Annotated in this window: 25 protein-coding genes; 11 read left to right on the forward strand and 14 right to left on the reverse strand. The window is 33.7% G+C overall.

The genetic code is table 11. The annotated features are described in order from the left end of the window. Nucleotides 1–7: 7 nt before the first annotated feature. The 8 genes from leuD to ilvD form a co-directional block, all read right to left on the reverse strand. Nucleotides 8–583: a 3-isopropylmalate dehydratase small subunit gene (gene leuD, locus ACM6UH_RS05100; RefSeq protein ID WP_002482760.1), complete on the reverse strand. Its 576-nt coding sequence runs from the start codon at nt 581–583 to the stop codon at nt 8–10. A 1-nt stretch (nt 584) separates the two neighbouring features. Then, nucleotides 585–1,955: a 3-isopropylmalate dehydratase large subunit gene (gene leuC, locus ACM6UH_RS05105; RefSeq protein ID WP_433912009.1), complete on the reverse strand. Its 1,371-nt coding sequence runs from the start codon at nt 1,953–1,955 to the stop codon at nt 585–587. 17 nt (nt 1,956–1,972) lie between these two features. After that, nucleotides 1,973–3,013, reverse strand: a complete 1,041-nt coding sequence (gene leuB / locus ACM6UH_RS05110) for a 3-isopropylmalate dehydrogenase (protein ID WP_048787271.1) — start codon at nt 3,011–3,013, stop codon at nt 1,973–1,975. Then, nucleotides 3,010–4,545, reverse strand: a complete 1,536-nt coding sequence (locus ACM6UH_RS05115; protein ID WP_011302712.1) for a 2-isopropylmalate synthase — start codon at nt 4,543–4,545, stop codon at nt 3,010–3,012. The genes leuB and ACM6UH_RS05115 overlap by 4 nt, the downstream gene beginning before the upstream one ends. Before the next feature lie 150 nt (nt 4,546–4,695). Further along, nucleotides 4,696–5,700, reverse strand: a complete 1,005-nt coding sequence (gene ilvC / locus ACM6UH_RS05120) for a ketol-acid reductoisomerase (protein WP_037538061.1) — start codon at nt 5,698–5,700, stop codon at nt 4,696–4,698. A 44-nt stretch (nt 5,701–5,744) separates the two neighbouring features. After that, nucleotides 5,745–6,218, reverse strand: a complete 474-nt coding sequence (ilvN, locus tag ACM6UH_RS05125) for an acetolactate synthase small subunit (protein ID WP_002482765.1) — start codon at nt 6,216–6,218, stop codon at nt 5,745–5,747. Next, entirely contained in the window at nt 6,215–8,005 is a 1,791-nt protein-coding gene (ilvB, locus tag ACM6UH_RS05130) for a biosynthetic-type acetolactate synthase large subunit (RefSeq protein WP_048787270.1), read from the reverse strand. Before ilvB ends, ilvN begins: the two co-directional genes overlap by 4 nt. 12 nt (nt 8,006–8,017) lie before the next feature. After that, nucleotides 8,018–9,706: a dihydroxy-acid dehydratase gene (gene ilvD / locus ACM6UH_RS05135; protein WP_047503264.1), complete on the reverse strand. Its 1,689-nt coding sequence runs from the start codon at nt 9,704–9,706 to the stop codon at nt 8,018–8,020. Between the two features lie 580 nt (nt 9,707–10,286). Between ilvD and tsaE the strand changes: the two genes are divergently transcribed. From tsaE to ACM6UH_RS05160, 5 genes are all read left to right on the forward strand, one after another. Next, entirely contained in the window at nt 10,287–10,748 is a 462-nt protein-coding gene (gene tsaE, locus ACM6UH_RS05140; RefSeq protein ID WP_011302717.1) for a tRNA (adenosine(37)-N6)-threonylcarbamoyltransferase complex ATPase subunit type 1 TsaE, read from the forward strand. Further along, on the forward strand, nt 10,729–11,391 hold the full coding sequence (gene tsaB / locus ACM6UH_RS05145) for a tRNA (adenosine(37)-N6)-threonylcarbamoyltransferase complex dimerization subunit type 1 TsaB (protein ID WP_011302718.1): 663 nt from the start codon (nt 10,729–10,731) through the stop codon (nt 11,389–11,391). Before tsaE ends, tsaB begins: the two co-directional genes overlap by 20 nt. Then, on the forward strand, nt 11,364–11,828 hold the full coding sequence (rimI, locus tag ACM6UH_RS05150; protein ID WP_002482770.1) for a ribosomal protein S18-alanine N-acetyltransferase: 465 nt from the start codon (nt 11,364–11,366) through the stop codon (nt 11,826–11,828). Before tsaB ends, rimI begins: the two co-directional genes overlap by 28 nt. After that, on the forward strand, nt 11,821–12,849 hold the full coding sequence (tsaD, locus tag ACM6UH_RS05155) for a tRNA (adenosine(37)-N6)-threonylcarbamoyltransferase complex transferase subunit TsaD (RefSeq protein WP_011302719.1): 1,029 nt from the start codon (nt 11,821–11,823) through the stop codon (nt 12,847–12,849). The genes rimI and tsaD overlap by 8 nt, the downstream gene beginning before the upstream one ends. Before the next feature lie 147 nt (nt 12,850–12,996). Next, nucleotides 12,997–13,419: a VOC family protein gene (locus ACM6UH_RS05160; RefSeq protein ID WP_011302720.1), complete on the forward strand. Its 423-nt coding sequence runs from the start codon at nt 12,997–12,999 to the stop codon at nt 13,417–13,419. A gap of 151 nt (nt 13,420–13,570) precedes the next feature. Here ACM6UH_RS05160 and ACM6UH_RS05165 read toward each other — a convergent pair whose 3' ends face one another. Both ACM6UH_RS05165 and ACM6UH_RS05170 read right to left on the reverse strand, forming a co-directional pair. After that, on the reverse strand, nt 13,571–15,172 hold the full coding sequence (locus tag ACM6UH_RS05165) for a MutS-related protein (protein WP_041784785.1): 1,602 nt from the start codon (nt 15,170–15,172) through the stop codon (nt 13,571–13,573). 364 nt (nt 15,173–15,536) lie between these two features. Next, nucleotides 15,537–17,465, reverse strand: coding sequence for an ABC-F family ATP-binding cassette domain-containing protein (locus ACM6UH_RS05170; protein ID WP_047503261.1), 1,929 nt, complete (start codon nt 17,463–17,465; stop codon nt 15,537–15,539). Nucleotides 17,466–17,610: 145 nt separating this feature from the next. Here ACM6UH_RS05170 and ACM6UH_RS05175 point away from each other — a divergent pair, with 145 nt between their 5' ends. The 6 genes from ACM6UH_RS05175 (at nt 17,611) to ACM6UH_RS05200 (ending at nt 23,442) form a co-directional block, all read left to right on the forward strand. Continuing rightward, the gene (locus tag ACM6UH_RS05175) at nt 17,611–18,258 is read left to right on the forward strand and encodes a redox-sensing transcriptional repressor Rex (protein WP_002482775.1); all 648 of its coding nucleotides are present in this window, start codon (nt 17,611–17,613) and stop codon (nt 18,256–18,258) included. 215 nt (nt 18,259–18,473) lie between these two features. Further along, entirely contained in the window at nt 18,474–19,562 is a 1,089-nt protein-coding gene (locus tag ACM6UH_RS05180) for a YeeE/YedE family protein (RefSeq protein WP_047503257.1), read from the forward strand. 21 nt (nt 19,563–19,583) lie between these two features. Next, on the forward strand, nt 19,584–19,808 hold the full coding sequence (locus ACM6UH_RS05185; RefSeq protein ID WP_002482777.1) for a sulfurtransferase TusA family protein: 225 nt from the start codon (nt 19,584–19,586) through the stop codon (nt 19,806–19,808). Between the two features lie 145 nt (nt 19,809–19,953). After that, on the forward strand, nt 19,954–20,907 hold the full coding sequence (locus ACM6UH_RS05190) for a LacI family DNA-binding transcriptional regulator (RefSeq protein ID WP_011302725.1): 954 nt from the start codon (nt 19,954–19,956) through the stop codon (nt 20,905–20,907). A gap of 85 nt (nt 20,908–20,992) precedes the next feature. Continuing rightward, nucleotides 20,993–22,477: a sucrose-6-phosphate hydrolase gene (locus ACM6UH_RS05195; RefSeq protein ID WP_011302726.1), complete on the forward strand. Its 1,485-nt coding sequence runs from the start codon at nt 20,993–20,995 to the stop codon at nt 22,475–22,477. Beyond that, nucleotides 22,474–23,442, forward strand: coding sequence for a carbohydrate kinase family protein (locus ACM6UH_RS05200; RefSeq protein WP_048787269.1), 969 nt, complete (start codon nt 22,474–22,476; stop codon nt 23,440–23,442). The genes ACM6UH_RS05195 and ACM6UH_RS05200 overlap by 4 nt, the downstream gene beginning before the upstream one ends. Nucleotides 23,443–23,518: 76 nt before the next feature. Here the strand turns inward: ACM6UH_RS05200 and agrA are convergent, their stop codons facing one another. From agrA to ACM6UH_RS05220, 4 genes are read right to left on the reverse strand one after another with little or no spacing between them, the layout of a single operon-like run. After that, nucleotides 23,519–24,235: a quorum-sensing response regulator AgrA gene (gene agrA, locus ACM6UH_RS05205; protein WP_002482781.1), complete on the reverse strand. Its 717-nt coding sequence runs from the start codon at nt 24,233–24,235 to the stop codon at nt 23,519–23,521. Between the two features lie 12 nt (nt 24,236–24,247). Next, nucleotides 24,248–25,543: a quorum-sensing sensor histidine kinase AgrC gene (gene agrC, locus ACM6UH_RS05210; RefSeq protein WP_011302728.1), complete on the reverse strand. Its 1,296-nt coding sequence runs from the start codon at nt 25,541–25,543 to the stop codon at nt 24,248–24,250. Between the two features lie 25 nt (nt 25,544–25,568). After that, on the reverse strand, nt 25,569–25,730 hold the full coding sequence (gene agrD / locus ACM6UH_RS05215) for a cyclic lactone autoinducer peptide AgrD (RefSeq protein ID WP_002482783.1): 162 nt from the start codon (nt 25,728–25,730) through the stop codon (nt 25,569–25,571). 2 nt (nt 25,731–25,732) lie between these two features. Continuing rightward, nucleotides 25,733–26,302: an accessory gene regulator AgrB gene (locus tag ACM6UH_RS05220; RefSeq protein ID WP_011302729.1), complete on the reverse strand. Its 570-nt coding sequence runs from the start codon at nt 26,300–26,302 to the stop codon at nt 25,733–25,735. Nucleotides 26,303–26,757: the final 455 nt, after the last annotated feature.

Genomic DNA, 26,757 nt, shown 5'->3' on the forward strand with positions numbered 1-26,757 from the left:
GTATTAATTAGTATGTTTTTGCTGCTTCGTAATTTTTGATTGCATCTTCAAACTGTAAAGTGATATCAATATCATCAAGTCCATTGACGAGTTTTTTCTTCCATGTTTCATCAATTTGAAAATCAAATGATTTATCTTTTGTCGAAACAGTTTGATTTGGTAAATCTATTGTAATCTCTCCAGCATCTGCTAGATACTCTCTTGCTTCTTTGTCTAATACAATAGGCAACATTGCATTTTTAGTACAATTCATATAAAAAATATCACTATAGCTACCGGCGATAATAATGTCAAAACCATAGTCTTTAATAGCCCATGCCGCATGTTCACGACTGGATCCACATCCAAAATTTTCACCAGTAATTAAAATTGAAGCATCTTTATATTCTGGTTTATTAGGATTAAAATCCGGGTTATCAGAACCATCATCTAAATAGCGCCATTCATCAAATGCAAAAGGTCCAAAACCTGACTTAGAAATACGTTTTAAATGTACTTTTGGAATAATTTGATCGGTATCAATATTGTCATTAAAAAGTGGTACGACTTTACCAGTGTATGTTGTGATTGGTTTGATTTCCATTTTATACAACCACCTTTCTAACATCTACAAATTTTCCATTAATAGCAGCAGCTGCTGCCATTGCAGGTGATACTAAATGAGTACGAGCGCCTTTACCTTGTCGTCCTTCAAAGTTACGGTTACTCGTAGAAGCACAATGTACACCATTAGGCACTTGGTCTGGATTCATTCCTAGGCACATGGAGCATCCAGGCTCTCTCCAATCAAAACCAGCGTCTTTAAATATTTTATCAAGACCTAATTTTTCAGCTTCTATCTTAACTGTACGTGAACCTGGTACAACAATTGCAGTAATGTTTGGGTGTACTTTATTCCCTTTAACGACGTGACTTGCTTCAACCAAGTCAGAAAGGCGAGCATTAGTACAAGAACCTAAGAATACATAACCTAAGTCTATGTCCTCAGCTTTTTGACCAGGTTGAAGGCCCATGTAATTATAAGCACGTTCATCATTTACATTTTGTATTTCAGGGAAGGGCGTATTAAAACTTACACCCATTTCAGGATTTGTACCCCAAGTTACTTGAGGTTCTAGATCAGTTACATCTAATGTGATCACTCTATCAAATTCTGCATCTTCATCAGTATATAGTTCGCGCCATGCATCAATATCATATTTATAATTTGTAGCATAAGGACGTCCTTTAACATACTTAAAAGTTGTTTCATCTGGAGCCATCATACCGTATTTTGCACCAGCTTCTATAGCCATATTGCAAATTGTCATTCTCGCTTCCATGGATAAACTGCGAATTGTTTCACCAGAAAATTCTAGAGCATAACCAGTACCGAAATCAACACCATGTTGATTGATAAGATGCAAAATAATATCTTTTGCGTAAACACCTGTAGGTAATTTACCATTTACTTCAATTTTTAAATTTTTAGGTTTAGTTTGCCAAAGTGATTGTGTTGCAAAAACGTGTTCAACTTCACTTGTACCAATACCAAAAGCGATTGCACCAAAAGCACCATGAGTCGCAGTATGTGAGTCACCGCAGACGATGGTTTTTCCTGGTTGAGTCAATCCTGTTTCTGGGCCAACCATATGAACGATACCTTGTTCATCGGATCCCATATCAAAAATATGAACACCAAAGGCCTTTGCATTTTTTTGTAAAGTTGTGATTTGTTTGTTTGCAATTTCATCTTTAATATTGAAAATATCGACCGTTGGCACGTTATGATCAAGTGTTGCATAGGTTAAATCAGGTCTACGCAATTGTCTATTTTGTAGTCTTAATCCTTCAAAAGCTTGAGGAGATGTGACTTCATGTATTAGATGTAGGTCAATATATAATAATTGTGGGTCACCTTCTTTACCAGTTAAGACATGCTTGTTCCAAACTTTATCAAATAGTGTTTTACCCATATGACATCTCCTCCTTTTTAAAGATTTTCTTTGACGTAATTAAAAATTTCTGATGTAAGATAATTACCATTGAGATCACGGGTTGTTTTTCCTTCTTTTATTAATTGATATATAACATTTTCTAATTTATCTGCTGCTTTGTCTTCATTTAGACTTTCTCTAAGACACATTGCCACGGATAGTAACATGCCAAAAGGATTGGCAATATCTTGATTTGCAATATCTGGAGCTGAACCATGAATAGGTTCATATAGTCTTGGACCTTGTTCGCTAAAGCTTGCCGAAGGTGATAATCCCAAAGAACCAGGAATGACTGAAGCTTCGTCACTTAAAATATCGCCAAATAAATTTTCTGTCACAATGACATCAAATTGTGATGGATTTGTTATTAAGTGCATGGCACAAGCATCGACGAGTAAATGGTTTACCTCAACATCAGGATATGATTGAGATACTTCATTTATTACATTTCGCCATAATTTACTAGATGAAAGTACATTTTCTTTATCAACTGAAGTTAACTTTTTATGACGCTTTTGAGCTAATCCAAAACCAACTCTAGCAATTCTTTCGATTTCATCTCTAGTATAAGTCAAGGAATCCAGTGCGTCGTTTTCACTTAATTGTTTTGGTTCACCAAAATAGATGCCACCGGTTAATTCTCTTACTAAAATAAAATCTGTATTTGCGACACGTTCTTCTTTAATAGGGGATAAATGGCTTGTGCCATTTGTAACTGTAGTGGGGCGTATATTTGCAAACAGACCCAAAGCTTTACGAATGCCAAGTAAACCTTGTTCTGGTCTATTATTTGGATCTGTCCACTTGGGTCCCCCCACAGCACCTAATAGAATTGCGTCTGCATTTTTACAAGCATTTAATGTGGAATCTGGAAGTGGTTTGCCATGATTATCTATAGCAATACCGCCAAAGTCATGTGATTCTAATTCATATTCAAAATGAAATTCTTTACTTAGCTGTTGTAATATTTCTAATGAACCATTTAATATTTCTGGTCCAATTCCGTCTCCAGGAAGGGCTACAATCTTATAACTCATGAATGAATACCTTCTTCCACTTTTGTATTAGCTACATATTTCGCATGCGCTTCAACATATGATTTACAAGAAGCGAGTAAGATATCGTGGTCAATACCTACACCAGTAACAATTTGGTCATCTATCTTAATCTGAACATGTACTTCAGCTTGAGCATCTGTGCCTTCAGTAACAGAGTCTATGCGATATTCAATAAGTTCTGTTTTACGATCAAAGATACGATCAACAGCGTTGTATACAGAAACAATGGAGCCTGTTCCAATACTTGAATCTTGGTACGTATTACCGTCTATATCTTTAATTACAACGACAGCACTTTGTAAACCATTAGAAACAAATTGTAATTGAAGTGTCTCTACTTTATAAATTGCATTTTGTTCATGTTCCGTACCTTGAATTAAAGCATGGATGTCACGATCAGTTACTGCTTTTTTCTTATCAGCGACCGTTTTAAATTGTTTGAATAAAGTTTTTTGTTCTTCAGGATCAACATCGTAACCTAGGGCAGTTAGTTTTTCTGCAAAAGCGTGCTTACCAGAAAGTTTACCAAGTGGTAATTCTGTTGTTTTAACTCCGACAAGTTGAGGTGTCATAATTTCATAAGTTTCTGGATTTTTAAGAACGCCATCTTGGTGTATACCTGATTCATGACTAAATGCGTTTTGTCCAACAATGGCTTTGTTTCTTGGGACTCGAATACCTGCGAATCGAGCAATTAAATCAGATGTTTGTTTTGTTTCTTCTAAATTAATTTGAGTTTGATTATCATAATGATCTTGTCTAACATAAAGGCCCAGTGCAACTTCTTCTAAAGCTGTATTACCAGCACGTTCGCCAATACCATTAAGCGTGCCTTCAATACGTTTTGCGCCATTCTCTATTGCTGCCATACTATTTGCTACTGCTAGGCCTAAATCATCGTGACAATGTGCGCTATAAATCACATCATGATCAGCATGAACAGATTCTTGTAACGTTTTGAAAATTTCACCATATTCTTTAGGATAGCTAAAACCTACAGTATCAGGGATGTTAATTACACTAGCGCCTGCATCAACAGCTGTTTGAACACATTCAATTAAAAATGGTAATTCCGTTCTTGTTGCATCTTCTGGTGAAAACTGAACAACATCAAAATATTGTTTAGCATAAGAAACATGCTCCTTAATAGATGCTAATACTTCTTCTTTTGACATCATTAGTTTTGAATCACGATGGATAGGGCTTGTTGCAATAAATACATGAATCCTAGGTTTAGCTGCTGCTTTAGTTGATTCGTATACTGCATCTATGTCTTTTTTTACACAACGTGCTAAGCCACAGACAGCGGTAGTAGTTAATGTTTTAGCAATAGCTTCAACTGATTTGAAACTACCAGAACTAGAAGCGGGGAAACCTGCTTCAATAATGTCTACGCCCCATTTTTCAAGTTGTTTAGCAATCTTTAATCTTTCATCGAATGAAAAATTTACGCCAGGTGTTTGTTCGCCGTCTCTTAGTGTTGTATCAAAAATTTGAATATGGCTACTCATTTTCAACATCTCCTATAAATGAATTTTAGACAATCATATTTATCGAGAAATTTGAAACATCTTACCAAGTTAGCTAATGCAAAATATTACGATTTGCATTAGAACTTAGCTTGATGTCATTTTTATCGATAGATATGGTAGTTTGCCTAATTATTTTTCAATGCTCTTAGATTTGATGAATGGCATCATATCACGGAGTTCTCTACCAACCGCTTCGATTTGATGACCATGTTGTTCTTCTCTTAATTTATGGAATTCTTCAAAATTATTTTGATTATCTTTAATGAATCGATCACTGAAGTTTCCTTTTTGAATATCATCTAATACAGCTTTCATATTATCTTTAACATCCGGTGTGATAATACGTGGTCCAGAAACATAGTCACCAAATTCAGCTGTATTTGAAATTGAATAGCGCATATTTTCCATACCGCCTTCATACATTAAATCAACAATCAATTTCATTTCATGCAATACTTCAAAGTATGCAATTTCTGGTTGGTAACCTGCTTCTACTAACGTTTCGAAACCAGATTGTACTAATTTAGTCGTACCACCACAAAGCACTGCTTGTTCACCGAATAAATCTGTTTCTGTTTCTTCTTTAAATGATGTTTCTAATACACCTGCACGTGTTGCACCGATACCTTTAGCATAGCTTAATGCTAAATCTCTAGCTTCACCACTCGGATCTTGTTCAACTGCGAATAGGGCAGGGACTGCGCTTCCTTCAGCAAATGTACGACGTACTAAATGTCCAGGTCCTTTAGGCGCTACTAAGAATACATCTACGTTTTCTGGTGGTTGAATAACACCGAAATGAATATTAAAACCATGCGCGAATACTAATGCATTGTTTGCTTCTAAGTTTGGTTCAATTTCTTCTTTATATACTTGGCCTTGAATTTCATCTGGTAATAACACCATGATGACATCAGCTTGTTTTGCTGCTTCATCTACAGGATATACTTCGAAGCCATCATCTTTAGCTTTGTCAAAAGAACGTCCAGGTCTGATTCCGATAATGACATCATAACCGTTGTCTTTTAAATTTTGAGCATGTGCGTGTCCTTGAGAACCATAGCCTATGATTGCTACTTTTTTACCTTGTAAAGCGTCTTTCGTAACTGATTGGTCATAATAAACTGTTGTCATAATAAAATCCTCCATTTTTGTAATTAAGTATAGTTGAAGCTTTGTTAAACTAATGCTGCTGAACCAGTTCTAGAAACTTGTTCAATTTCATATGATGATAGATCATCTAATAAGTTGTCCATTGTATATTGTGGGCCTGAAGCTTGAAGATACGTAAAAGGTGCTTCATGTTTTAATATAGAGACTAGCGCATCATATGGTTTGATTACATTTTGTAAATCTTGCTGATTCGTCGGTGTTTTTAATTTCACTAGCACCAACTCTCTGTTGTAAGTGTTACTTTCAGTAATGTCTTCAACATCAATAATGTTTATTTGTTTTTCTAGTTGTTGAAGTAGATTACGTAACACATCTCTATCAGGTACTTCTGCTACAAAAGTAATGTCCGAAATACCTTCTTCTAAAGTTGGAGTCGCTGACAATGTCACGATGTTAAACTGTCTACGGACGAAGATACTTGTTAAGCGATTTAACGTCCCAGCTTTATCTCTTACTTTTGTTCTAAAAGTCCTTCTCATAATAGACCCTCCATTTCATGATTAGCTTTGCCGCTTGGTACCATTGGTGATACAGGTTCAATAGGTGAAATACGTACATCAATGAGTGCAGGTCCTTCATGTTGAAAAGCTGCATCTAACTGTTGTTCTAATTGGCTTGGATTTTCAACTAAGTAACCTTTCACATTGTAAGCTTCAGCTAATTTCAAAAAGTCTGGTTGGCCATTAAATACTGAGTGAGAGAAACGTTTATTAAAGAATTTATCCTGCCATTGCTTAACCATGCCGAGTGTACCGTTGTTAATAATGACAATCTTGATATCAAGGTTGTATTCTTCTAAAATGGCCATTTCTTGGTTTGTCATTTGGAATCCACCATCACCAACAAAGGCAACGACTGTTTTATCAGGTGCTGCAAGTTTTGCTCCAATAGCAGCAGGGATACCAAATCCCATTGTGCCGAGACCACCACTTGTTACTAATTGACCATGATTTTTAAATGGATAGAATTGGGCAACCCACATTTGATGTTGTCCGACATCGGTAGTTACTACGGCGTCACCTTGTGTGATTTCACCAATATATTCAATCGTTCTTTGAGGTTTAGAAAATACGCCGTCCTCATCTTCTTTATATGCAAAAGGTTGTTTAGCTTTATTTTCATTACAAGTTTCTAACCAGTCATCATGTCTAATTGAATAACTATCGAAATCTAATAATGCTTCTAAAGTTGCTTTACAGTCAGCAACGATACCTAAATCTACTTTGATGATTTTATTTATTTCAGATGCGTCGATGTCCACATGTACTATTTTGGCATTTGGTGCAAATGATTCTGGATCACTTGCTAATCTATCGTCAAACCGACTACCAAAGTTAATGAGTAAATCGCAATCCGTTAATGCCATATTGCTAGCATATGAGCCGTGCATACCACCCATACCTAAAAATAGGGGATGTTCATATGGTATAGCACCGAGACCTAATAGCGTACTAACGACAGGTAATTGATGTCTATTTACAAATTCAGTAAATACTTTATTGGCTTTGGCATGATTAATACCTGCACCTGAAAGTACAACAGGCTTTTTAGCACTTTTTAAATAATCACGTAGTTTTTGAATTTCTTCTTTTTTAGGTTGATTTGGTACGGAATAACCTGGTAATTCTAATTCTTCTGTTACTTGTGCGTTTGTTGATAAGATCCCCATATCTTTTGGAAAATCAATTACAACTGGACCTTTTCTACCAGTATTGGCGATATGAAACGCTTCATGAATGATAGTAGGGATGTCGTTTACATTTTTTACTTGATAATTGTGTTTTGTTATTGGTGTTGTCATTGAAAGTAAATCAGCTTCTTGGAAAGCATCTTTACCAATACCAGGTGTAGCGACTTGACCAGTGATGACAACAAGTGGCAATGAGTCACTATAAGCATCAGCAATACCTGTAATTGCATTGGTTGCTCCTGGCCCGCTTGTTACGACAACAACGCCTGTATTACCGGATACTCTTGCATATCCTTCAGCTGCGTGTGTAGCACCTTGTTCATGTCTTGCTAAGATATGTTCAATTTTTCCATCATAAAATGTGTCGTAAAGGGGGAGTACTGCACCACCCGGATACCCAAAGATAAAGTCTACGTTCTCATTTGCAAGTGATTCTACTAACAATTCTGACCCGGATTTCATCTCATCTATTGTTTGTTGTTCTAACTCTACCTCAGGTTCAACGGCTTCAGCTGCTTCTAAAGAATCAAAATTTTCTGACAATTCGTTTTCAAGTGTTTCCGTTTGTTTAGACATAATGCTCACTCCTTAAATGAGATTTTCTGGTACTTGCATGATACCACCTGTATTAGCACTTGTTACTAATGCAGTGTAACGCGCAAGATAACCTGTTTTTACTTTTGCTTTAAATGGTTTTACGTTTTGCTTTCTAGCGTCTAATTCTTCAGTTGAAACATTGACATCTAATGTACGGTTCGTTAAATCAATCGTTATTTCATCTCCGTCATTTATTAACCCAATTGGACCACCTGCTGCAGCTTCTGGTGATATATGACCAACAGCAATACCACGTGTAGCACCTGAAAATCTTCCATCTGTGATAAGCGCTACATCTTTTCCTAAGCCTCGTCCTACAATGGATGAAGTAGGGGCTAACATTTCTGGCATCCCTGGACCACCTTTAGGGCCTTCATATCGGATAACAACTACGTGACCTTCACGAACATCATGGTTATCAATCGCTTCGACAGCTTCGTCATGTGAGTCAAAACAAATTGCTTTACCTTTAAAGACTTTAATGGAAGGGTCTACACCACCAACTTTTATAACAGCACCTTTGGGAGCGATATTTCCATAAAGGATGGAAAGTCCACCTTGTTTATCATATGGATTATCTAAATGTCTTATAACATCACTATTTAAGATTTCTTTATCTTCATTGTTTTCACGTAATGTTTTACCTGTAGCTGTAATTCTATCTGGATGCAATGTACCTTCTTTTTTAAATAATTCGTTTATGATAGCTGGAACACCACCAGCTTCATGTACATCATGCATTGAATAGGATGAGCTTGGTGCTATTTTTGAAAGATATGGTGTTTTCTTAGCAATTTCATTAATTCTTGTTAAATCATAATCAATACCTGCTTCATTTGCGATAGCAAGTGTATGCAGTACAGTATTGGTTGAACCACCCATGGCCATGTCTAATGCAAAAGCATCGTCAATTGCTTCTAGGGTTACAATATCTTTTGGTTTAAGATCGTTTTTAATATTATCTACTAGTTTGAATGCAGCTTCTCTAATCATTTCTCTACGTTGGTCACTTACTGCAAGTGCAGTACCATTATATGGAAGGGCTAACCCTAACACTTCCATTAAACAGTTCATTGAATTCGCAGTAAACATACCAGAACATGAACCACAAGTTGGACAAGCATTTTGTTCCATATCTAAAAATTCATCTTTTGAAATAGATCCATCTTTAAATGCACCAACTGCTTCGAACATTGAAGAAAGTGTTAAAGCTTTACCTTCTGAAGATAAACCGGCTTTCATTGGACCACCCGAACAAAAGATAGCTGGTACATTGGTACGAACAGATGCTAATAACATGCCTGGTGTAATTTTATCGCAATTTGGGATGTAGAATACACCATCAAACCAATGTGCATTAATAACTGTTTCAGCTGCATCAGCTATGATTTCTCTAGATGGTAGGGAATATCTCATTCCAATATGGCCCATTGCAATACCGTCATCTACACCGATTGTGTCAAATTCAAAGGGAATCGCACCAGCTTCACGAATGGCTTCTTTTGCTATGTCTGCTAATTCTCTAAGATGTACGTGTCCAGGGACAATATCAATATATGAGTTACAAATTGCCACGAATGGCTTGTTCATATCTGTTGGTTTTTCTAATGCACCCGTTGCATGTAAAAGACTTCTTGCTGGTGCTTGTTGATCTCCTTTTTTGATCATGTCACTTCTCATATTTAATTCCCCCATAAAATTGAAAATAAAAAAAGTGTCCCAATAAATTATTGGGACACTTTAAAGTCCCATTCAACTAGAATAAGGACTTAAACGTTTAGTAGTTTCTTTACTAAAGTTCCAGTCCTATGAGCATAATAAAATGACTAAAATATTTGAAGTTGTTGGTTGAGCTTGCGTTGTATGTTTGGTCATTTTATTATACTCCTCTCGATAGAATGGTTTATTTTTTTCTGATTTGTTTGAAATGTCTAAAAATTTGATAAATTAAATTTACTATATCAAATGGGTTGTGTCAATAACTTTTTTTATTTTTCTGTCAATTCAAATATTTCAAAATTAAAGGAACTTGTTTCACTTTGAAGTATTATATGGAAAAATTTGTTAAACTAGAGTAGTTAATTTTAAGATATATATATAACCGTTAGTAAATGACAAGGCTATTCATAAGCTAACTCATATTAAATAAGAAAATCAGCTACGCACAATAAATTTAATGAAGGAATACCTGAGCTGAAGCTCATGCATAAAAGCAACTATTCACAATAAATTGTGAAGTTGCTTTAAAAAGGAGAGGCCAATGATAAAAATTAAAAATTTAGAAGATATGGAAACATTTGCTGGCATTTTAACAAAATATTTATCCGCTGGTGATGTGATTTTGTTAAATGGTGATTTAGGTGCGGGTAAGACAACGTTAAGTCAGTTTATAGGCAAAGCATTGGGCGTGAAGAGAAATATTAATTCTCCTACTTTTAATATCATAAAATCTTATCAAGGTAGTCATCTGAAATTACACCATATGGATTGCTATAGATTAGAAAATACGGAAGAAGATTTAGGCTTTGATGAATATTTTGAAGATCAAGCGATTGTATTAATAGAGTGGAGTCAATTTATTTCAGAATACCTTCCTGAAACGTCACTAACACTAGATATTAAAGCTATAAGCCCTACAGAAAGAACCATAGAATTCAACGCTATTGGAAAGCATTATATAGATATTAAGGAGTCGATTTTGCGTGAATTATCTACTGATTGATACATCTAATCAGCCTTTATCTGTTGCTATTATGCAAGATGATAAAGTACTAAGTGAATTTAATACAAATGAAAAAAAGAACCATTCTGTTCAATTGATGCCAGCAATTGCTAATATATTAGAAGAAAGTCAATTAGATAAAAAGGAACTTGATGCAATTATTGTTGCGGAAGGTCCAGGATCTTATACTGGCTTAAGAATAGGTGTGACTGTAGCTAAGACATTGGCATATGCACTTAATACGAAGTTATACGGTGTGTCCTCATTAAAAGCCTTAGCAGCTACAGTAAAGGAAGAAAACATTTTAATTGTACCTGTCTTTGACGCAAGACGAGAAGCAGTTTATTCAGGTGTATATCAGTATCAAAATGGACATTTAGTACAATTGATTGAAGATCAGTATCTTTCGATTACAATGTTAAAGGAATTGCTATATAAACAAGGTGAACATTTTAAATTTGTAGGGGCAGATACAGAAAAATTAGCTGATTTATTAAACCATGACTGCATACCTAATTTGCCAAAAGCAAAAGAAATGAAAGCACTGATTGATCATCCAACTGAAATTCATCAATTCAAACCCAACTATATTAAAATATCAGAGGCAGAGAGAAATTGGTTAGACCAACAGAACAAGAATTAAATATTCGTTTAATGGGTTTAAATGATGTGCCACAAGTATTTGATATTGAAAGAAATAGTTTTAATGATAGTAGTTGGTCAATTGATGCATTTTATCACGAAGTAGAGCAAAATGAATTTGCTCATTATTTTGTTATAGAATTTAATGAAAAAATTATTGGTTATATCGGAATTTGGTTAGTTATAGATCAAGCACAAATTACCACAATTGCCATTGATGAAACATATAGAGGATACGGGTTAGGACAGTTATTGCTTAAGTATGCTATGAATTACGTGCAGACAAAATGTGACGTGATGAGTTTAGAAGTACGAGTTGATAACGATGTAGCACAACATGTGTATACGAATTTAGGTTTTCAATATGGAGGAAAACGTAAAAATTATTATGGTGAAGGTGAGGATGCAATAGTGATGTGGGTGAATTTAAATGAGTGAAACAACATTGATATTAGCGATAGAATCAAGCTGTGATGAAACAAGTGTTAGCATTATTGAAAATGGAAAAAACATACTTAGTAATATCGTATTAAGTCAAATTGAGAGTCATAAACGATTTGGCGGTGTTGTCCCTGAGGTAGCAAGCAGACATCATGTTGAAGGGATTACGACAACCATTGATGAGGCATTAAACAGTGCCAATACTACAATGAATGATATTGATGCAGTGGCTGTAACACAAGGACCTGGCTTGATAGGTGCATTATTGGTAGGGATTAATGCTGCAAAAGCACTTGCATTTGCTTATGATAAACCATTAATTCCAGTTCATCATATTGCTGGTCATGTTTATGCGAATCATCTAGAAAAGCCATTACAGTTCCCTTTAATCGCACTGATTGTTTCAGGGGGACATACTGAATTAGTTTATATGAAAAATCATTTGAGCTTTGAAGTGATCGGTGAAACGCGAGATGACGCTGTTGGTGAGGCGTATGATAAAGTAGCGAGAACCATTGGATTAAGTTATCCGGGGGGACCTCAAGTAGATAATTTAGCGGCTCATGGTGAGGATAGTTACGATTTCCCTAGAGTATGGTTAGATAAAAACAGTTATGATTTTAGCTTTAGTGGTTTAAAAAGTGCAGTAATTAATAAATTGCATAACTTACGCCAAAAAGGTGAAGCAATAAATGAAGCAAACGTAGCTACAAGTTTTCAAAATAGTGTCGTTGAAGTATTGGTTGGTAAAACAATAGCGGCATGTAAAAATTATAACGTGAATCAACTTATAGTAGCTGGTGGCGTTGCAAGTAATAAAGGATTAAGAGCGCATTTATCATCCGCATGTGAGTCAAATGACATCAATTTATCCATACCTAGTCCTAAACTATGTACAGATAATGCAGCAATGATAGGCGCTGCAGGTTATTATTTATTTAAAGCTGGTGTGACTGCAGATATGGCATTAAATGGTTATAATCATATGGATATTGAACAATGTTCAATTGAATCATAAAATAATAAAAGAACTGAGATATTTATATCTCAGTTTTTTTGTTAGTAAGTTAAATTTAAACAAATGAAATAAGGGTATAGGTATTTTAGATTAATTGAACAACATAAAATTTTTTGAGATGAAGATTTTTAAAGGAGGAGAAATAAAATGAAAGCTGTACAATATTTCAATTTTCAAAATAGCTTAGCAGCATTAAATTTTTATGAAAAACATTTAGGAGCAACAAATATTCAACGTGTTAGCGGAGACAATGAGATGTTTAATGATATGCCTGAAGAATTTCAAGTACCTCCAGATTTTACGATGAATGCATCTTTTGAAATACTTGGAGAAAGATTTTATTGTAGTGACACGTGGAAAAATAAAAAGATTGATAATAGTGGTGCCATCGTGACATTTACTTTTGACCATAGTAATGAAGCGGATAAAGCAGCTGCTCAAGCATTTTTTGATAAAGCTGTTGAAGCTGGTTGTGAAGTGACGATGCCATTAGGTGCTACGGAATGGTCTGAATTTTATGGTATGTTCAACGATCCATTCGGTATTACATGGATGATTAATGCAGAATAAGCAGAAATAAGTTTTACTAAGGTAGCCAGGAGTGCGGCGCATGTCTTATATCAAATTATAAAATACGCTTAATATTCAATAAGTGTTTTTTAAGTAATGGAGCATATCATGTAATCAAAGTGATTTTTGATTACATGATATGCTCCTATTTTTAATTATTATGATTTGCTTTAGCTTTAGCACGATGGTAAACATGATTTGGAAATTCCATTATGCGTAATAATTCAATCGCATTTCTGGTATCAGCTTTGCCTGCTTTAATTTTAAAATCAAAAGAGATTTCATTATCTGTGATGGATTCATTAAAATGATAATTTGAATAAGTATCTTCTAATAAAGTGGATAACTCAATATCGTGTGTAGCTGCAATGATTCTAAAAGATTGTAAATGATTTAAATAAGTTAATACGGATTCTGATGCTGCAATCCGTTCCGTTGTATTGGTGCCCTTGAAAATTTCATCAATAAATACATATATCTTTTTATGTGATTGAATATCGAAAAGGCGTTTAATCGATTTAACTTCACTCATGAAGTAACTATCTCCAGATAAAATATCATCTTGATTAACCATTGAAGTATAAACAAGCCCTGGTTTGTAAATAAATTTATGCGCTGTTGCAGTATGAATTGTTTGAGATAACACAATATTCAAAGCGACGGCTTTCATAAATGTTGATTTGCCTGAAGCATTAGAACCAGTTAATAAAATATGTTGATCTACCGTTAAGGAATTAGGTACTGCATCAGAGATGAGCGGATGGGTTAAATTTTCAAATATAATCGAGTCATTCTGTGATGGTTCAGGTATGGTATAGTCATCTAATGTTTCTTGCCATAAAGCAACGGCATAATGATTATCGATACTTGCTACATAATCATAACAGGCCATTACTTCATCTTCGTATGTTTTAAAACTATTTTGAATTAAATGGAACAAATGGTAATCCAACATAAATATTAATTTAAAAAGCATTGAGAAAATTGAAGTTTCATCATTCGTATTCACGCGTCCGAGTAATCCACTAAAACGACGTGCTGTCGTAAAATGTTTGAAATTAACATCTAAACTAGGTGTTTGTTCAAGTTGCTGGATTGCATATGCTTTTTTAATAACATTAGATGTATAGAACATTGAATTTAAATCTTGCTCAAATGTCCGTTTTAAGAAACCACTCAAAATCATATTATAAATACAAGCAATGATGGTTAATGGGATTCCAACACTTGGTGATATGAAAGATAAAAGTAAACCTACAATAGGGATATATGTACAAATCATATAGAAGTGATTTCGTTTTATAAATGCAATTTGATCAGGAAAAATTGGATAAATAGATTTTCCGATTTGTGCTAAGTGCAATGACAGTTGATTTCTAAAATGACTATCCGATTTAAAGTGATGTATGAGTGACTGATTATTTACTTCAAACATCTGTCTTAATGTAGCAAAAAGTCTCATTTCACCAATTGCTGTAAAATTAAAATTCATATTTTGGAACACACTATCTAAATTTAAATCGGACCAGGTTTTATCATCGAGTAGTTCATCGCTATCATGCTTATGCTTATATGTATCGAATTGATAACTATAATTATGATTTGGTCTAATGAATGATTCTAATGGTCGTTGTGCTGACCATAACATTTTTATCTTTGTCATTAATTTTTTATTTTCAATGATAGGCATGATGATCGTTAATAATAGGGAGGCTAATATCAATGCAATAATAAACCATAAAATTGCAGGCATAGTTACAAAACTTCCTTTCAATAACTTAAATTTGTACTTGTTCATTATGACATTGTCTCATTTGTTTCCCAAACTAGATTTGTCTATGACTACATGAGACGAAAATGATGTCAATAGGGAACGTGCGTACTTATCAACAAATAGTGCACAACTTGTGGATAAGTCGGTGCAAATGGTGTGGATAGGGATTGAATTCTGAATTTTATATAGAAATAAACATTACATTTTACTTGTGGATAACTAGGATAACTTTGTGGATAGCTTTTATCATAAGTTTTTTTGTGTGAATAGTTTTGGTGATGAATCATGAAATAAAAAAATGAAAGTAGAAAATTCTACTTTCATTTTTTAATAGGATGAGCGTTTAAATTAACTTTTCTTGTAATTCTGCCCATTCAGACATAACCTGTTCTAATTTTTGTTCGGTATGTTGTTTGGATATTGCTAAATCATTCGCTTTTTCAGGGTTTGAATATACATCAGGTAATGTGAGCTGCTCATTGATTTCATTAATTTGCGCTTCAAATTGCTCAATATCCGCTTCACAAGTTTCAATTTGGCGTTCGATTTGACGTTGTTTACGTTTCTGAGCTTTCTGATCAATATAAGAATTAGTTGTTGATGCTTCTATTTCAAGTGAAGTAGGATTCTCTGAGTCTTTTTTCGCTTGTATTGCTGCTTGCTCTTCTACTTTTTCAATGAAGTATTGATAATCACCTAAATACATCGTGCCACCGTCATAATTTAAATCATATACTTTATTAGCTAGTTGATTAATGAAATAACGGTCATGTGAAACAAAAAGAATTGTGCCCTTAAAATTATCCAAAGCTTGTTCTAACATCTCTTTAGAATCAATATCTAGATGGTTGGTAGGCTCATCTAATATGAGTACATTATTACGTTCTAACATTAATAAAGCGAGTTGCAGTCGTGCTTTTTCTCCACCAGATAAATCATTAATAATTTTTTTTACATCTTCTTGAACGAATAGGAAACGACCTAAAACAGCTCTGATATCTTTTTCATTCATAGTAGGGTATTGATCCCATAAATAATCTAAGATCGTTTTATTTGATTTAAATTCAGCTTGCTTTTGATCATAGTAACCTATTTTTAAATTGGCACCCGTTGTGACTTCGCCGCCTAATTGATCATGTAGACCAGCGATGGTTTTAATTAAAGTTGATTTACCTATACCATTCGGGCCAATAATAGCGATATGATCACCCTTTGTAACTTCGATGTTAATCCCTTTTGTAATAGGTGTATTGTACCCAATCTCTAGATTTTTTATATGGAATACGTCATTACCTGTATTACGGTCGAAATCAAATTGAATATTTGTACTTTTAGCATCAATCATAGGTTTATTAATGCGATCGATTTTATCTAACTTTTTGCGACGACTTTTTGCCATCCCAGTCGTAGAGGCACGCGCAATGTTTTTTTCTACGAATGTTTCTAAGCGTTTGATTTCAGCTTGTTGACTTTCATAGGCTTGCATGCGCTTTTCGTAATACTTATCTCGTTGTTCTATGAATTGTGCATAGTTTCCTACATAGTGTTGTACATCACCGAGTGCTACATCATATATTTGAGTGACAATTTTATCTAAGAAGTATCTATCGTGACTGATGATTACAATGGCCCCGTTAAAATAATTCAAATAACTTTCTAGCCATTGAGTTGTTTCCATGTCTAAATGGTTGGTAGGCTCATCGAGTAATAATAAATCTGGTTCACTTAGTAACATTTGTGCTAAAGATAGTCGGGTCTTTTGACCACCACTAAAATCATTAATGGGTCTATTAAAATCTGATTCAGTGAAGTTTAAGCCATGTAGCACCGTTTTAATTTTACTTTCATATTGATAGCCATCTTGTTTTTCAAATGTGTTTGATAATGACTCATAACGATCAATATGTATTTTATATGCTTCTGTATCGTATTCATTGGCATGTTGTGCAAGCCAATCCGTTTCTTTTTTCATTTCTAGTTCTAATTTTTTCATTGCTTCAAATGGCTTAGACATTTCTTCAAATACAGTTTGATTTGTGTCTAAGGTCATTTGTTGTGTTAAGTAACCAAGTTTTAAATTTTTACTTTTAGATACATAACCACTATCATACCCTTCGACGCCAGCGATTATTTTCATTAATGTTGATTTTCCAGCTCCATTACGTCCGACAATTCCAATACGTTCGCCCGTTTTGACTTCGAAATCCACATTGTTAAAAATATCTTCACCGTCGAATGACTTTGTTAAATCATTAAGTTGTAATAATATCATCCGATTTGCACCTCTCTATTCAATTATCATTCTACAGTATTCACGCTGTGGTTAAAACTATCATTGTTTATTTTTATGATGCATTCATGTATAATGTTGTAGTGATTATAAGATTATACAGTATTAGACATTGAAATAGGGGGACATGATCTTGGCTAATCAAAGCGAAAAGATTCCTCGTGCTACATTGAAACGTTTACCGTTATATTATAGATTCGTCAATACATTAAAATCAAAAGGTATAGACAGAGTTAATTCAAAAGCAATTAGTGAAGGCTTAAACATTGATTCTGCAACGATACGTAGGGATTTTTCATATTTTGGTGAATTAGGTAAAAAGGGCTACGGCTATAATATAGATAGCTTATTACATTTTTTTAAAAACGAAATAAGCGAAAACGATGAAATTAAGATTGCAATTGTAGGTGTAGGGAACTTAGGTAAAGCATTATTAACATATAACTTCTCAATACATGATGAAATGACAATAACAGAAGCATTTGATATTCGAGAAGAGGTCATTGGTACACAAATAGGGAAAGTGACAGTTAGTCCATTTGAAAAAATTACAGACATACTATCGCATGAACAGATAGATGTCGTTATTCTGACAACGCCTGAGGAAGCGGCTCAGAAGGTTGCTGATACATTAGTGAAAGCAGGCGTTAAAGGTATATTGAACTTTACGCCTAGTCGTGTACAAACGCCATCCGATGTACAAGTACATCACATTGATTTGGGTATAGAACTGCAATCTTTATTATTCTTTATGAAGAATTATAGTCATAAATAAAATGTAATGAACTAGTTTTTGATAAATACGGCATGTGATAACCATGTGGACAAAGTATTTATGGAAAGCTAGTTTTTTATTTGTCTTCGAGTTGTTAATTATTTTAAAAGCCAGCTGATTTTTAAAATAAATTTTCGTGAAACTGTAAGGTTGAAATTTTATACGAAATCTAATATTATTAATCTTATTGATTTTATCGGGAAAGAGGTTATGATATGACATGGTTAATTATCAGTGGACTGGTCGTAGGCGCTCTATTGGGGTTTGTTATGCAGCGAACACGATTTTGTCTAGCTGGTGGATTCAGGGATATGTATATTCAAAAGAGTAACAAAATGTTTTACGCCTTATTAATTGCGATTTCTGTACAAAGTATTGGCTTATTGCTATTAACTTCAACAAGATTAGTTGAAATACCAGAGTCAACATATCCTATCATTGGTACAGTGATTGGATCATTTATTTTTGGATTAGGTATTATTATGGCAGGTGGCTGTGCTACAGGAACATGGTATAGAGCTGGTGAAGGACTAATCGGTAGTTGGATGGCGTTAATTGCTTATGCTTTTACTTCCGCCGCAACAAAATTTGGTTTATTACTACCATTAATGAACGGTTTAAATAAACCTACTAATGTAAATACGAGTATGTCACAAACAACAGGTATTCCAACCTGGGTTTTCGTAATTGTACTCATAGTAATCACTTTATTCTTCGTAGTAAAAACATTACGTAAACCAAAACCAAAATTTGCAGTACCTAAACTAAAGCAAAAATTCACAGGTATACGTCATTATTTATTTGAGAAAAAATACCACCCATTTGTGGCAGCAATCGCAGTAGGACTTATCGCATTGCTCGCATGGCCGGTGAGTGAATCAACTGGTAGAATGTATGGTTTAGGTATTACAACACCTTCTGCAAACTTGGTACAATTTTTTGTAACGGGTGACTTGAAATTATTGGACTGGGGTGTCTTCCTGGTTCTAGGTATATTCTTTGGCTCTTATATTGCGGCTAAAGGTGCTAAAGAGTTTAAATGGAGATTACCGGATAAAAAAACAATACGCAATAGTATTATAGGCGGTGTGTTAATGGGATTTGGTGCATCTGTAGCAGGTGGTTGCTCTATAGGGAATGGTTTAGTTGAGACAGCGACAATGTCATGGAAAGGCTGGATTGCACTTGCTTCAATGATATTAGGCGCATGGACAATGAGTTATTTTGTATTTATTAGACCAATGAAAAAAGCACAAAGCCAAACTTCAAACACGAAAGTTTCATCACAAACGCAAACATCATAATTAAAATGGAGGTAATACGATATGGTACATGAATTAGGTACAGTTGGAATGGTTTGTCCATTTCCATTAATAGAAGCACAAAAGAAAATGAATACATTAGACAATGGTGAAGAATTAAAAATTGACTTCGATTGTACACAAGCAACAGAAGCATTACCTAACTGGGCAGCAGAGCAAGGTTACCCCGTAACGAATTACGAACAATTAGACGATGCTTCATGGACGATTACAATTCAAAAAGCTTAAATATACATTAAACCAATTTGTTTAATCTAAGGTAGTATACCTTGATTGAAGCAAATTGGTTTTTAATTTAAATAGTATTTAAAGCGATTCCATTATGATAGAATTGATATTGTTCATAATAGTGAAGTAATGAGAGTGAGAAACTATGAAAAATATTGATGATATAGCAAAACTAGCCGGTGTCTCTAAAAGTACAGTTTCTAGATATTTAAATGATGGCTCGGTAAGTATGAAAACAAAAGAAAAATTAGATAAAATCATACAAGAACATGATTATCAGCCGAATCAATTCGCACAAAGCTTAAGAGCACATCGTACAAATATGATAGGCGCTATCATACCAAGAATGAATTCGTTTGCAGTTGATGAAACGATTAAAGGTGTTAAAACGATATGCGATAAACAAAATTATAGGCTATTGCTTAATTACACCAATTTGAATTCAGATTTAGAACTAGATGCACTAGAGACTTTTTACAGAAGTAAAGTGGACGGGATTATCTTTATGGCCACAGATATTACAGATAAACATTTAGAAGTGATTCATAAAATCAATGTACCTGTGATCATTGTTGGTCAAACTCATGAACAATTACATTGTATTGTTCACGATGATTATCAAGCTGGTTATCTTGTTGGAGATACACTGGGAAAACAGGGCTATAAGGATATTCAATTCTTTGGTGTTACGGAGACAGATACGGCTGTAGGTATCTATAGAAAGCAAGGATTTATCGATGGACTTAAAGTTCATGGTATTGAGCCCAGTATTTCGATAACATCTTTTAACTATCAAGAAGCCAAACCAGACGTAGCTAGCGTATTACAAAAATATCCACATTTTGATGCCATCGTAGGGGCGACTGATTCGATAGCTTTAGCTGTTCATAAATATAATTCGGAACATCATATGTCTAAATATATCGTTGGTTTTGGTGGAGATCCAGTTACAAAAATTGTTTCGCCATCTATACATACGGTGAGATATGCTTTTGATTATGCAGGAGAAGTTGCTATGGAAAAATTAAATCAATTAATACAACATAAAGACGTAGAAAAACAAATCACTATTGAAATTGACCATTCGTTTAAAAATTAAACGAAACATGATATTATAAATATGAATAAATGGAACCGGTACCAAAAATGACAATTAATTACTTGAAACTAGGAGGAAGCTCGAAATGGTAGAGTGGACAAAGGAAGCACGTTATCAAAAATATGAAGACGCAGATCAACAATATTTAGCTGAATTAACAGAACGTGTTAATCAATCTAAATACAGACAAACTTTTCATATACAACCTAAATCAGGTTTACTTAATGATCCAAATGGATTGATATATTTTAATGGTAATTATTATATATCACATCAGTGGTTCCCATTAGGACCAGTGCATGGACTAAAATATTGGTATACATATACGAGTAAAGATCTTATTCATTTTAATGCAGTAGGACCAACACTCAAACCAGATACAAACGACGATAGTCATGGTGTATATAGTGGTAGTGCATTTGAATATAACCAGCATTTATATTATATGTATACTGCGAATCATCGCGATGAAGATTGGCATCGAATTTCTACCCAACAGATAGCAAAAATGACAAAGAATGGAGAAATAAAAAAATTTCCAAAGCCTGTCATTTCAGCACCACCTTTTGGTTACACGCAACACTTTAGAGACCCGAAAGTTTATGAAAAAGATGGTACATATTATGCTGTAATTGCTGCACAAAATATTGACAAGCAAGGTCGTATTTTACAATATCGATCCTCAGATATTGTTAATTGGGAATTCCAAGGTGAAATACAAACAAATTTAGATGATTTTGGTTTTATGTGGGAATGTCCAGATTATTTCAATTTAAATGGATATGATATGTTATTATTCTGTCCACAAGGTATTGACGCTGAAGGGGATCAGTTTAGAAATATTTATCAATCAGGCTACATCATGGGACAATATGATATGAATCAATTAACTATGAATCATGGTGATTTTCATGAGTTAGATCATGGATTTGATTTTTATGCGCCACAAACATTTTTAGATGAACAAGGACAGCGTATACTCATTGGTTGGATGGGCTTACCAGAAATTAATTATCCAACTGATGAAGACGGATGGGCACATTGTTTAACTATTCCACGTGTACTTACAGTAGAGGAAGGTAATTTAAAACAACGTCCGATTAAAGCACTAGAAAAGTTACGTTCAAATGAAGAAACTGCTTTGGGATATGCTAATAAATTTACGAAACAGTTACATCCATATGAAGGTAAACAGTTTGAATTAATTATTGATATTTTGGAAAATGAAGCAACAGAAGTATACTTTGAAGTGAGAACGAGTAAAACGGAGACGTCGCTAATTACGTATAATACTAAAGAACAAAAATTAACATTTGATAGAAGTGAAAGTGGACCATTGCCTAATCCTGTAGAAGGTACGTCTCGTAGTACTTATTTAGATACACCTTTATCGCAGTTACAGTTATATGTAGATACTTCAAGTATTGAAATTTTCTGTAACGATGGAGAACGAGTGATGTCCTCTAGAATATTTTCTGGAGAAGATGCAACTGGCATTAAAACATCAACAGAATCAGGACAAGTATACTTACGATTTACAAAATATGATTTGAAAGGTGATACACAATGAGACGTCTACTCGCAATAGGTGAAGCACTAATTGATTTTATACCTAATACAACAGATTCTAAACTCAAAGATGTAGAAGGATTTTCGAGACAAGTTGGTGGGGCACCTTGTAATGTTGCTTGTACTACGACAAAATTAGGTGGTCAGGCAGAAATGATTACCCAATTAGGAGAAGATGCTTTCGGTGATCTTATCGTAGAAACATTAGAAGATTTGGGTGTCGGTACGCAATATTTGAAACGTTCATCTGAAGCGAATACTGCGCTCGCATTTGTAAGTTTAACTAAAGAGGGAGAAAGGGATTTTTCATTTTATCGTAAGCCTTCAGCAGATATGCTATATAATGAAGAACAAGTGAGTCAAATAGAAGTAACGGAACAAGATATACTACACTTTTGTTCAGTAGACCTCGTAGATAGTCCGATGAAAATGGCCCATAAAGCCCTAATTGAAAAAGTTAGACATGCTAATGGGACAGTTGTATTTGATCCTAATGTGCGTTTACCGTTATGGGATAGTGAAGCGGATTGTAAATCAGCAATTCAAGCGTTTGTACCTTTTGCAGATATCATCAAAATTTCCGATGAAGAACTGTCATTTGTGACAGGATATGAAGATGAGAGCCAAGCAATTCAATGGCTATTTCAAGGACATGTCCAAGCGGTTATTTATACCAAAGGTGCAGAAGGTGCTGCAATTTACTTAAAGGATGGAACAACAATTGTTGAGCAAGGCTATAAAGTGAAGGCGATTGATACGACAGGTGCTGGTGATGCATTTATTGGTGCGGTGATTAGTAGATTATTGGATAGTAATGAGCGAGATATAATCCAGTTACTGAAGAATGAGGGGCATGCTATCCTAGAATTTAGTAATTATGTTGCTGCTATCGTCACGACGCAATACGGTGCAATAGAAAGTATCCCTTCACTAGACAAAGTGAAAGAAGCATTAAATATTAAATAGGAATTGTTGAAGCAATCAAAAAAGAAAGCCAAACCATTTGTCAGTAATGACTATTGGTTTGGCTTTTTTATGTATATTATATTTTTTTGACATTTCTAACAGATGCATAGCAATGTTCATTATTTTTAAAATAGACAACACGTGACTTAGAGTCAATAGAATCTATATTGTGTCTATTGACGACAAAGCTATTATGACATCTGAAAAATCGCTCATCAAGTTGATCTAATTCTTTTAAATTGCCATAAAACTCAATTTGACGATTATCAAGATGTGCAATCAATCGATGCGATTTAGTAGATGATTCAAAGAACATAACATCATCATATTGGACATAAATCGAATTACTTCCACGTTTTAATTCAATTGTTTCAACACTACTTTCTTTTGAAAGAAGCTTCAATCTTGATTCTGAAGTTTCAAGACAGTCAATAATTCTTGATTTTAATTCATCTGGATCATCTTTAAAAATGAAATCCATCGCGGCTACCTTATAGACAAATGTTAGGTAAGTTAACTCACTGTGACTTGTAACAAAGATGATATTACCTACAGGATCATGTTTACGAATCTCACTAGCAAGTTTGATACCATTAATATCAGCTTCAAGCTGAATATCTAAAAAATAACACCCAATATCATTGAGGTTCTTAGAGCGTTCTAAGATGTCATAAGGATCAGCAGTAGCAACTTCGATTTCCATTGGCTTTTCTTCAATCATGATGTAGTTATTAATAATAGAAACCATGTGCTCACGTTGTCTTTCATCATCTTCACAAATGAATATTTTCATAGTTACACATCCTTATGAATCAGAATTTAAAATTTCTACCTTTTGGATAAAGTAGTTATTATCAATGGTTGTATCTAATAAAACATTTGTTGTGGAATCCGTCAATTCCTTCAGAGTAGATAAACCGAGACCACGATTCTTTCCTTTTGTAGAAAAGTTTTCTTGGAAAAGGGTATGAACTTTTGGCATATTTGGTTCGCATTTATTCATAACGATGAACATAACAGAATCATCTTCGTTTTTAATAAACGCGATACGTATCAATGGATCATCTTCAATTTTTTCTGAAGCTTCTATCGCATTATCCAGTATAATACCAATAATTCTACTTAAATTAATCGTTGGCATTTCAATTTTTTCAATTGGGTCAGGTACCTCTATACTGATACGGATACTTTTTTCTTGTGCTTGTAATATCTTTGTTGTTAGCAGTCCTTTAATTTCTCGAATATGTAAGTTCTCAAGACCATTGATTTTAATTGCATTCATTTGCATGCTATCTTGCATTGGAAGTATTTCAGATCGAAAATACTTTCTAAGTCCATCCATATCTTCTTCTCTAATAAAATCAGATAAAGTAGATAAGATGTTGACATAGTCATGTCTGAATTTGCGCATCTCATGGTTAATTTTTTCAATTTGTAATGTGTATTTATAATAATTCTCAATTTCTTGCATATTACGTTTGTATTGTATTTGGCGAATAATGCTAAAAGAAATTGTAATGATAAGAATAGCAGTGGTGATAATGACAACTGCATACATAATCGAAATGAATTTTGCATCACCAAAAGACATCTCTCTATTAGGTAAATAAAAGTAAATTAGACCTAAGATAGTTAATAAAAATAGGCTAACTAATGTTAAATATATTTTATTTAACGATAAGTCTGAAACTGATAATTGTTTAATAAAGAATTTTGCTATATAAGCGTAAATTATGGAGAATATAGTGAATGAAATAGCTACAAATAGCATATAAACACTATCAATACCAATTGCATTTACAATCACACTACTTAACCATAAACTTGTAAAGTTAGCCATGTATAAAATGAAAAAACAGATTAATGAAGTAACAACTCCTATAAATTTGTTTTTATAATACATAAGAATTGTACTTGTAAAAAATAAAAATATAACAGATGCAGAAGAAAAAATAAAAAACAAAATGGTTGAAGGGATTATTATTCCAATAATTGAAATAAAATCCCTTTTAGTATAGCGGATGCCGCTAATAAGTTTCATATTGTAAAATATAATAATTGCTTGTAATAATGAGAAAAACAAAGAATAAAAAACTGCCATATTATACACACTTTCTACATAACTATTATTCGTAAAGATCTGTTAATTCTTTTGGAATTTCAGATTCATCAGTATAACCAAAACAAGGATTGATAGTAGATATTGAACCTATAGAAGCAAAGACTTTAGCGAAATAATTTGAAATAGATTTTGAAATAGATTTTGAAATAGATTTTATAACATTCATTATTAATAATCCTCCTTAGGGAAAAATATCGGGAACTGCAAAATAGATATAATCACAATACCTAATAACATTAATTGCTGGTAGGGCTCATTTAAAAAGAGCGAAATTAATAAAAAGATTAATGTTAAACATATTGCTTTAATTTTTTTGCCTCTTCTTAGTCGTTCAGGTATAGGTTGCTTTTTAGTAGCAGAAGGTGCATATATACTAATTATGATTAATCCAACTAGTGCTAAAGTATACATAATTAGAGATGACACTTGTACATACCCGACTATCCAAGGTAGTAAAACAAAATAAATTACACTTTGTATATAACAAAGTAAAGAATTCTTAGCGTGTGCGCCATGCGCAAAGTGTCTAATAAAAAAAAATGTTAAATGAACAGTTAGTGTGTATAAAAACATATGGCAAAGGAGTGAAACACCATAAATAACAATTGTTTTAAAGAAATTATTTACGACAACTTGCATACCTAAACGCATCTTTAAATATTCAATACGGTCCAAGTTATTTCGTTGTTGCAGTTGTTTAGCAAAATTGTCTATTTTAGCATCTATAAATTTTACCATGTTGGTTTCTCTCCTTACTCGTATTATACAATTGTAATTAAGTTTTATGCGTCTTATTGCTTAACTGTATATTTTGAATTCCTAACTGTTTGAAAATCTTATCTGACTAATTTTATCATATTTTTAAAAACATTTAGGCACGAATTTTGTCGAGTTAGGGAATTTTTAACTCTAAGTAGAAAAATCATGGTTAAATGTACTTGTATCACAAAGAAGTGATTACATTTTACAAATCATTTAATCAAATTTTGTTTGAAATTTTTGTTTGAATGATGAAGTTGGTTAGACTTTTGAGCAGGGGTCTAATGAACACACTAATCTTTGTAACTGTACTTTCTTCGTATAGTTATTATAGTTACACAATTAGTACTCGTTTTTTCAATTAATTGATTACAAACAAGAGGAGGCTGATGTAGTGACAAACCATTTCTCAGCAGTAATTAGTGATTTCGTAA

This window comes from Staphylococcus sp. LKG4-2, assembly GCF_050955665.1.
Classification (GTDB): domain Bacteria; phylum Bacillota; class Bacilli; order Staphylococcales; family Staphylococcaceae; genus Staphylococcus; species Staphylococcus saprophyticus.